General features: G+C 72.0%; 1 protein-coding gene. It reads left to right on the top strand.

Going from position 1 to position 407, the window contains the following annotated elements; translation table 11 throughout:
• Positions 1-145 precede the first annotated feature (145 nt).
• A partial coding sequence (locus DBR36_RS18655) for a glycosyltransferase (RefSeq protein WP_258222923.1) occupies positions 146-407 on the top strand: 262 nt, incomplete at its 3' end.

Below are 407 nucleotides of genomic sequence, written 5' to 3'. Positions count from 1 at the left end.
CCTCGCACGTGCTGCTGGCGGTGGGCGTGGACCACGACGAGGCCCGCACGGCCGTACGGTTCACGCTGCCGCGGACGCTGACGGCATCCCTCAATCCCGTAGCGGATGCGGTCGTCGACGCCGTCACCGCCGTAGGATCGCGCGGGTGAGCACCACCGACGTCACCGTCATCATCCCCGGTTTCGACGTCGCGGCCTACGCCGACGAGGCGCTGGAGTCGCTGCGGCGGCAGACGCACCGGCACTGGAAGGCCATCCTCGTCGACGACGCCTCCACCGACGACACCACCCGCCTGTTCGCCGACGCCGAGGCGGACGACCCGCGTTTCCGCGTCGTGCGCCACGAGACCCAGCGCGGCCTCGGCGCCGCGCGCAACACCGGCCTCGATCTCGTCGACACGCCCTTCA

The sequence above is a fragment of the Microbacterium sp. HMWF026 genome (genome assembly GCF_003061325.1).
Lineage (GTDB): Bacteria > Actinomycetota > Actinomycetes > Actinomycetales > Microbacteriaceae > Microbacterium > Microbacterium testaceum_E.
Note: the sequence above shows the minus strand (reverse complement) of the source record. Positions and strands in the feature narration are given on the sequence as shown.